An 8,585-nucleotide genomic window follows, 5' to 3' on the forward strand; every position below is an offset into this window, starting at 1 on the left:
GGGAACCTCAACAGAGGGCTTAGGTTGCCGCAATTTCGACGGTGAGGGATCGCCGTGGGCGAGGAGGCGAGTGTGACTGTGGCGTTGGGACCCGCGAACCGCGAGCAGACGTGGCAGCGACTGGGCAGTGAGAACTTCGACCTCGTCGTCGTGGGCGGTGGGGTCGTGGGCGTCGGTACGGCACTCGACGCCGCCACGCGGGGGCTCCGGGTCGCCCTGGTGGAGGCGCGGGATCTCGCCTCGGGCACGTCGAGCAGGTCGAGCAAGTTGTTCCACGGTGGGCTGCGGTATCTCGAACAACTCGAGTTCGGGCTGGTGCGGGAAGCGTTGAGGGAGCGCGAGCTGATGCTCACCACCATCGCGCCGCACCTCGTGAAGCCGGTGAGTTTCCTGTACCCGCTGACGCATCGGATGTGGGAGCGGCCGTACACCGCGGCCGGTCTCATGCTGTACGACACGATGGGCGGTGCCCGTTCCGTTCCGGGGCAGAAGCACCTGACGCGGGCCGGGGCGTTGCGCATGGTGCCGGCGTTGAAGCGGGACGCGCTCATCGGCGGAATCCGCTACTACGACGCGTCGGCGGACGACGCGCGGCACACGATGATGGTCGGCCGGACCGCCGCGCACTACGGCGCGGTGGTGCGAACGTCCACCCAGGTCGTGCGGTTCCTGCGCGAGGCCGACCGCGTGACCGGGGTGCGAGTGCGCGATGTGGAGGACGGCAGGGAGACCGACGTCCACGCGTCCGTCGTAGTCAACTGCACGGGGGTGTGGACGGACGAGTTGCAGCACCTGGCGGGAAGCCGGGGCCGGTTCCGGGTGCGGGCCAGCAAGGGTGTGCACATCGTGGTGCCCCGCGACCGCATCGTGTCGGAGACCGGCATGATCCTGCGCACGGAGAAGTCCGTGCTGTTCGTCATTCCGTGGCGGAGCAACCACTGGATCGTGGGGACGACCGACACGGACTGGAACCTGGACCTCGCGCATCCCGCCGCGACCCAGAACGACATCGACTACATCCTCGGCCACGTCAACGAGGTGCTGGCGACGCCGTTGACACACGACGACATCGAGGGTGTCTACGCGGGACTGAGGCCGTTGCTGGCCGGGGAGAGCGAGGAGACCTCGAAGCTGTCGCGGGAACACGCCGTGGCGCGGGTGGCGCCCGGGCTGGTCGCCATCGCCGGTGGCAAGTACACGACGTACCGGGTCATGGCGGCCGACGCGGTGGACGCCGCGGCAGCCGACCTGCCGGGCCGGGCGCGGCCGTCCATCACGGACAAGGTGCCGCTCGTGGGTGCCGACGGCTACCACGCGTTGGTGAACCAGGCCGACCACCTGGCGTCGCAGCACGGTCTGCACCCCTACCGGGTGCGGCATCTGCTCGACCGGTACGGCTCTCTCGTGCACGAGGTGCTCGCCGAGGCCGACGGCAAGCCCGGACTGCTGAAGCCCATCGACGCCGCGCCCGACTATCTGAAGGTCGAGGTCGTGTACGCGGCGGGTCACGAAGGTGCGCTCCACCTGGAGGACGTCATCGCCCGGCGCACGCGGATCTCGATCGAGTACCCGCATCGCGGGGTGGACTGCGCCGAGCAGATCGCCGAGCTGATGGGCGAGGTGCTGGGGTGGTCGGCCGAGACCAGGGCCCGCGAGGTGGAGCTGTACCGGGCGCGCGTCCAGGCGGAGCGCGAGTCGCAGACGGAGCAGAGCGACGAGGGTGCGGACGCGCGCCGGCTGACGGCACCCGAGGTCCGCTCCGGGCTCGTCGACATGGCCGCGAGCTAACGTCCGGCGGCGGTGTCCTGGGTGACGTTCTCGGTGACGTCCTGTTCGAGCCGCTCGATACGCCGTTCCACCGCGTGGTGGTCGTACGGGCTCCGTACCTGGTCGAGCTCACGGAAGGCGCGCGCGTAGTTCCGGGCGGTCTCGGGGTCGCCGGGCCGCGCCGGATCCATGATCCGGTCGCCGAGCCGGACGAGGCGCTCCCGCAGGTGTGTCGCGCGCGGATGTGCGAGGTCGCTGCGCAGGAGCATCCATCCGAGATCACGCAACACGAGGTAGGCAGCGATCGCCGAGCCGACGACGGCCAGGAGGCCGAGCACGAGGTCGGCGCCGCCGGGCGGCTCGGTGATCGGTCCACGTCGGGGCAGGTCGCCGTAGGCCTGGCTCGCCTCGTCGTCGAAGGCGAGCACGTACTCGGCGACCTGCGTGGCGACGCCGTCGTCGGAGTCGTGGTACCGCTCGCCGTCCGAGGCGCTCAACTCCACGTCGAGCAGGAAGTCCTCCGCGTCGGCGTCGACGAGGGTGGGCGCCGGGAAGTCCGGCCCACCGCAGGCGGACTCCCGGTACGACTCGTCGTCGAGGAACGAGAAGACGAGCACCATGCTGGTGGGAACCAGTTCCGCGATGTCGTCGCACAACGCCGTGGAAGACACAGAAGACACGGACGACACGGCGTCGTCGGGCTGCTGCGCCGACACCGGGTCGGAGAGCACGGCCACCACCACGGCACGCTCCCCGATCAGTTGCCGGATGCGGTCGGCGTCCACGGGCGCGTCGTCGGCGACGTAGACCGGGTCGTGCACGAACTCCGTGACGACGGCGGAGGCCCGCTCGGTCGGGTTCCGCAACGGGTCCATGGTGAGGAAGAAGACCACGACGCCCACCACGAACGCGGCCGTGACGCCCCACGGCCATCGCGCCCACGTCCGGGTCCGTCCGGCCACCGTGTTCCCGGTCCGCTTCGCGGTCGTGCCCGTTCTGGTTCTCCTCGCCCGGGTCATCGAGTTCCGGTTCTCGGCTCGTTTCCGAAGGCCCTTCGTGCCCCGGGTGGCGAGCTTCGTGGCTTCCTTCAGCGCGGTCGCGGTGGTCGCTCGGTCGAAGAGCGCGGTGGCGTGGGCGTGCCGCTCGGCGGCCGCCGACACCGACGGCGAGGAGTCGTCGCGCTGCGTGCGCAGCTGGTCGGCGAGTTCGGCGAGGGCGGCGAACGTCTCCGCTCTCGTGACGAGGAAGGCGTGGCGTTCGGCGCGCCGGTCCCGCCACCGCCTGGCCAGCGCGCGTCGCAACGGCGTGGTCGCGATCAGCAGTGCCGCCCCACCGGCGAGCCACGGCGCGAGGTCGGTCACCAGGTGGGCCGAGGTGCGGGGCTGCGGTGCACCGAACGCGTGCGCGGTGGTCAACCGGCGGGCCCGGGTCAGCACCGATTCGATGCGGTCGGACATCGCCGGACCGGCTCGGTAGCCGGCGTCGTCGACGTACGAGCGGTTGCGGGCGGACGTCAGGGCGGCCTGCTGTGGGCCCGCGACCTCCAGCCAGTCGCCGTGCGCGACGAGCACGACGTCGTCGGGGAACCGTTCGGCCAGGGCGGGGGCGTGGTCGACGAGCGGCTCACCGGGTTCGAGGGGCGGGAACGCGACCACCCGGACGGTGAACCCCGTTCCCCGCGTCAACTCGTCGGCGGACCTCTCGACCCGGTCGGTCCGCCCCGAGGCGTTGACGATCCGGTCGTGGCGAAGCCGCTCCACGAGGTCCGCCGTCTGGCTCGCGGTCGGTGTCACGACCTCCAGCGGCGCGTGCGACGAGTCTCCGACGTCGCTCTCGACGGTGTACCGGACGACCCCCAGCAGCTCGCGGGTGACGTCGTGGGCGGCCGTGTGCTGTCTGAGGGTGGACAGGTCGGACGGCGTGCCGGTGATGCCGTCGGTCGACGACACGAGCAGTCCCTCGACATGGACGAGCGTGCGACCGGTGCCCTCGGCCCAGTCCTCCAGCCGCTGCATGTCCTCGTCGGCGCGCAGCGACGGGGTGACGAGGAGCCGCACGTCGTCGGTGAGTGCGCGCGTGATCAGGTCCTCGTCGAAGGTGGCGATCGCACCGGGAGCGCGGTAGATCCGCTGTTCGGACAGCGCGTCGAGGGCCGCGTCGACGTCGAACGGAGCCGGGCGGTCCGCACCGCCGCGCTCCTGCCCGAGTGCCGGGACCGGTGCGAGCAGGCCGAAGAGGGTCAGCGCTGCGACCAGTGCGCTGACGACGCGGGTCGTCATGCCCGGTCACGCACCGGAGGGTCGCCGGCCCCAGCGCACCTCGTTGCCGTCGGAGTCCCGAGGCGTGAAACCGCAGCGCTGCGCCACCGCGCGCGACGCCGCGTCGTCCGCAGCGTGGGAACAGGCGACCTCCCGCAGGTCCAGCGCGCCGAACCCGAAGCGCACGGCGGTGTCGACGACCGTGGAGGCGAGGCCCGTGCGCCGTCGCGCCGGAGCGACCCAGACCGTGACGTCGGCGGTGCCGTTCGCGAGGTCGAGGTCCGCGAGTCCCACCTCGCCGAGCAGTTCACCGGTGGTGGGTTCCGCGACCGCCCAGGAACACCGCCGGTCGCTCGCCCACTCCTCGGCGCGTCGGCGCACGTAGGCGTCGGCGTCGGCGAGCGTGTCGACGGCGTAGTCGGGCCCGAGAGCCCGCAGGAGCGGATCGGCGAACGCCGAGATCAGCGCGGGCCGGTCGTCCAGCAGGCGGTCGGCCCGCAACTGCCGCAGGTAGTACTCGCCCGCGTTGATCTCGACCGGTTCCATGAGCGGGCAGTCTAGAGCGGACACCGACCGGAGTGGGTGCCCACGCCCGAGATCGGGTTCCCGCTCAGGGGCGACGGCGGGCGAACACGCCCATGACCAGCGCGACCACGATCGGCAGCACGAAGATGAAGAAGCCGAACCGGCCCATGGTGAAGAAGAACACAGCGGCCAGCACCGCGGCCGCGGGAACGGCCATCGACGAGAGGCGCTGGCCCACGGTCGGCGCGGGTGGGGCCGGTGACGACACCGCCTCCGGTGTCCGTTCCGGACCGAGCACACTCGGGCGCGGGTCGGGCAGGTCGGCGAAGGCGGGAAGCAGGTCGCCCCGGGTCTTGGCCGCGGTCACCGTCGCCGAACGCTCGTCGTATTCGGCCAGGTCGAGCCGACCCGTGCGCACGTGCTCGGCGAGCGCGTCGAGGGCTTCGGCGCGCTCGGCGTCGCTGAGTCGGAAGTTCGGTCGGTCGACGGCCACACCCCGATGATAGGTCGAACGAGTGACTCGGAACGACCGTCGACGCGACTGGTCGGCGAGCGACGGTCGAGCTCAGTCCTTGATCTCCAGGAGAACGGAGCCCTGCCCGATCGACTGCCCCACCTCGGCGGCCAGCCCTGTGACGGCGCCGGCCTTGTGCGCCGTGACCGGGTTCTCCATCTTCATGGCCTCCAGCACGACCACGAGGTCACCGGCCTCCACCTGCTGGCCCTCGCTCACGGCGACCTTGACGATGGTGCCCTGCATCGGCGCCGTGACCGCGTCACCTCCGGCCGCGGTCTTCGACCCTCCGGCCCGCTTGCGCGGCTTGGCCTTCGCCGCCGCGGCCCCGCCGCCTCCGAGTGCGAGATCGCCGGGCAGCGACACTTCGAGCCGGCGGCCGCCGACCTCGACGACGACGTTCTGCCGCGGCGTGTCGGCCTCGTCCGCCTCGGCGGCCGGGGCGGTGAACGGCTCGATGGTGTTGTCGAACTCGGTCTCGATCCACCGCGTGTGCACGGCGAAGCCCTTGTCGTCACCGACGAACGCGGGGTCGCGCAGCACGGTGCGATGGAACGGCAGCACGGTGGCCATGCCTTCGACCTGCATCTCGTCGAGTGCCCGCCTGCTGCGTTCGATGGCCTGCTGCCGGTCCGCACCCGTGACGATCACCTTGGCGAGCATCGAATCGAACTGCCCGCCGATCACGCTGCCCTGCTCGACGCCGGAGTCGATCCGGACGCCCGGACCGGACGGGAACCGCAGCGTGGTCACGGTGCCGGGAGCGGGCAGGAAGTTGCGGCCCGCGTCCTCGCCGTTGATCCGGAACTCGATCGAGTGCCCGCGCGGAGCCGGGTCCTCCGTGAAGGGCAGCGTGCGGCCCTCGGCGATGCGGAACTGCTCGCGCACCAGGTCGATGCCCGTGGTCTCCTCCGACACGGGGTGCTCCACCTGCAGCCGCGTGTTGACCTCGAGGAACGAGATCGTGCCGTCGACGCCCACGAGGTACTCGACGGTGCCCGCGCCCGAGTAGCCGGCTTCGCGGCAGATGGCCTTGGCGGAGGTGTGGATGATCTCGCGCTGCTCGTCGGTGAGGAACGGCGCCGGGGCCTCCTCGACCAGCTTCTGGTGGCGGCGCTGCAACGAGCAGTCGCGGGTGCCCACGACGACGACGTTACCGTGCTGGTCGGCGAGGACCTGCGCCTCGACGTGCCGAGGCCGGTCGAGGTAGCGCTCGACGAAGCACTCGCCACGGCCGAACGCGGCCACCGCCTCGCGCGTGGCCGACTCGAACAGCTCGGGGATCTCCTCGCGCGTCCGGGCCACCTTCAGACCGCGCCCGCCGCCGCCAAACGCGGCCTTGATGGCCACCGGGAGCCCGTGCTCGTCGGCGAAGGCCACGATCTCGTCGGCGCTGCCCACCGGGTCCTTCGTGCCCGGCACCAGCGGCGCGCCCGCCTTCAGCGCGATGTGCCGTGCGGTGACCTTGTCGCCCAGATCGCGGATCGCCTGCGGACTCGGGCCGATCCACGTCAGCCCCGCGTCGAGCACGGCCTGGGCGAAGTCGGCGTTCTCGGAGAGGAAGCCGTACCCGGGGTGCACGGCGTCGGCGCCGGAGCGCTTGGCGACGTCCAGCAGTTTGTCGACGACGAGGTAGGTCTCCGCCGCCGTGGAGCCGTGGAGCGCGAACGCCTCGTCGGCCATGCGGGCGTGCGGGGCGTCGCGGTCGGGGTCGGCGTAGACGGCCACACTGGCCAGTCCCGCGTCCCGGGCTGCGCGGACGACGCGTACGGCGATCTCCCCGCGGTTCGCGACCAGCACCTTTCGCACAGCGGACTCCGGCACGCCTACCTCCTCGTTAGCAGCTCACGCGAAAGTTTACGGACTACCCGGATGGGCGAGACGAGAGAAGGGTCACCTCCGCGCGTGGGTCGTCGCCGTCTGTGCTGGTTGGAGCATCGAGCGTGCGACCCGTCGGCGTAGCCTCCCTTACCCTCGTCAGGCGAGCGAGGGAGGAGGTCGGTCGTTGACGCGTGCAACGCCACCCCGGGGCGTGGTGGTCACGGTGGTCGTGGCCTGCGTTCTCGCCGTGGGTGCCCAGATCGCCGCCGCGCTGTGGGGGTCGGCCGCGCCCGATCCGGTGCAACCGGAGCCTCCGCGCGCGGCACACGACGTCGGATGCGGTTCCGGTCCGTGCCGGGTGCTGGCGTCCACGGTGGTGAACGGGATGCCGGTGGAGCTGCTCGCCGACCGCGACGGCGGGCACGGTCGGTTGCGGGCGGGCGCGCCGTCGGGCGGGGCCGTCACCGAGGTGACGTTGACCGAGCAGGGAATCCGCCTCCACCACGACTCGCTGCGCTGCGCGCGCAGCGCCACGCCCGTGTGCCTGGTGCGCGGGTCCCACAACGGTGAGGTGGCCGGTGAGGTGCACACCTGGCGCGGTGACGCCTGGCGGGCCGTCGGCGGTATCCGGTTCGCCGACGGGGGAGCCGTCGTGCTCGACGACGTCGTGGACTCCGGACTGCCCGAGGTCGTGCTGGTCCGGCGTGCCTGCGCGGGGGAGACGGGCCCCGGGCACTCTCCGCGGGACGGCGTCTGCTCCGACCCGGGCGTGCTGGCGCAGGTGGTGACCCTCGACGGCGGAAGTGTCGGGTGCACGCGTCCCGTGGGCTCTCCCGGCGACCTGCGAGGCTGGCCCGAGGTGGACGTGACGGAGGGCGATCTGACGGCGTGCCCCGCCGACCTCGACGCCTCCTGACGCCTCCCGAGAACCTTCGGCTACTCGGTGCCGCGGCTGCCCCACAGTGCCGCGACACCGACGCCGACCTCGGCGAGCAGTCGCCGGGTGAGCGGCAGGCTGATGCCGATGACGCTCGACGGGTCGCCGTCCACACCCTCCACGAACCAGCCGCCGAGTCCGTCGAGCGTGAACGCGCCCGCGACCGCGAGCGGCTCACCCGTCGCGAGGTAGGCGTCGAGCTCCTCGTCGCTCGGCGTGGAGAACCGCACGGTGGTGACCTGGGTGCCCTCGGCGCGGTCGACGCGGGCGGCGCGGTCGACGACGGCGCCGGGCGCCCCGCCCCGCAGCCGGACCACGGCGTGTCCGGTCAGCAGCTCACCCGTGCCGCCCGCCATGGCCTTCCAGCGCGTGCGGGCGACGTCGGCCGTGCCCGGCTTGCCCACGACCTCTCCGCCGATGGACAGCATGGAGTCGCAGCCCACCACGACGGTGTCGGTGTCACCGTCGCTGTCGCCGCCGTCGGCCAGGCGGGCCGCCACCTCGTCGGCCTTGGCCCTCGCGAGGGCGGTCACGAGCTCGGCGGGCGCCGGGTCCGGCAACGACGCGGTGATCGCGTCCTCGTCGACGCCGGACACCACGACGTCGGGATCGACTCCGGCCGCGCGCAGCACGGCCAGCCGGGCGGGGGAGGCGGAAGCCAAGACGAAACGCACGCCGCAAGGCTAGGACACGCGGGTGCGCGCGCGTGACGTCCGGGCGGGATCAGGCCGGGTAGGCCGAGGCCCGCCAGCCGCTCGGGCCG

General features: G+C 72.2%; 7 protein-coding genes. 2 read left to right on the forward strand and 5 right to left on the reverse strand.

The features are described from left to right. The first annotated feature begins 72 nt into the window (after positions 1 to 72). Positions 73 to 1,788, forward strand: coding sequence for a glycerol-3-phosphate dehydrogenase (glpD, locus tag SACAZDRAFT_RS16460; protein ID WP_040928010.1), 1,716 nt, complete (start codon positions 73 to 75; stop codon positions 1,786 to 1,788). Here the strand turns inward: glpD and SACAZDRAFT_RS16465 are convergent. The 4 genes from SACAZDRAFT_RS16465 to SACAZDRAFT_RS16480 form a co-directional block, all read right to left on the reverse strand. Beyond that, complete coding sequence (locus tag SACAZDRAFT_RS16465) at positions 1,785 to 4,046, reverse strand: hypothetical protein (protein ID WP_005443562.1); 2,262 nt, start codon at positions 4,044 to 4,046, stop codon at positions 1,785 to 1,787. The two genes, glpD and SACAZDRAFT_RS16465, sit on opposite strands and share 4 nt — an antisense overlap. 6 nt (positions 4,047 to 4,052) lie before the next feature. Then, positions 4,053 to 4,571: a GNAT family N-acetyltransferase gene (locus tag SACAZDRAFT_RS16470; protein ID WP_005443563.1), complete on the reverse strand. Its 519-nt coding sequence runs from the start codon at positions 4,569 to 4,571 to the stop codon at positions 4,053 to 4,055. 64 nt (positions 4,572 to 4,635) lie between these two features. Continuing rightward, positions 4,636 to 5,043: a DUF1707 SHOCT-like domain-containing protein gene (locus SACAZDRAFT_RS16475; protein ID WP_005443565.1), complete on the reverse strand. Its 408-nt coding sequence runs from the start codon at positions 5,041 to 5,043 to the stop codon at positions 4,636 to 4,638. A gap of 72 nt (positions 5,044 to 5,115) precedes the next feature. Further along, a complete protein-coding gene (locus SACAZDRAFT_RS16480; protein WP_005443567.1) occupies positions 5,116 to 6,888 on the reverse strand; it encodes an acetyl/propionyl/methylcrotonyl-CoA carboxylase subunit alpha in 1,773 nt (590 codons plus the stop codon). Between the two features lie 181 nt (positions 6,889 to 7,069). On the opposite strand from SACAZDRAFT_RS16480, the gene SACAZDRAFT_RS16485 reads away from it, so the two are divergent. Beyond that, the gene (locus SACAZDRAFT_RS16485; RefSeq protein WP_005443569.1) at positions 7,070 to 7,801 is read left to right on the forward strand and encodes a hypothetical protein; all 732 of its coding nucleotides are present in this window, start codon (positions 7,070 to 7,072) and stop codon (positions 7,799 to 7,801) included. A 20-nt stretch (positions 7,802 to 7,821) separates the two neighbouring features. Here the strand turns inward: SACAZDRAFT_RS16485 and SACAZDRAFT_RS16490 are convergent, their stop codons facing one another. Next, positions 7,822 to 8,496, reverse strand: a complete 675-nt coding sequence (locus tag SACAZDRAFT_RS16490) for a Maf family protein (RefSeq protein WP_005443571.1) — start codon at positions 8,494 to 8,496, stop codon at positions 7,822 to 7,824. Positions 8,497 to 8,585 lie beyond the last annotated feature (89 nt).

The organism is Saccharomonospora azurea NA-128 (assembly GCF_000231055.2).
Taxonomy (GTDB): Bacteria; Actinomycetota; Actinomycetes; order Mycobacteriales; family Pseudonocardiaceae; genus Saccharomonospora; species Saccharomonospora azurea.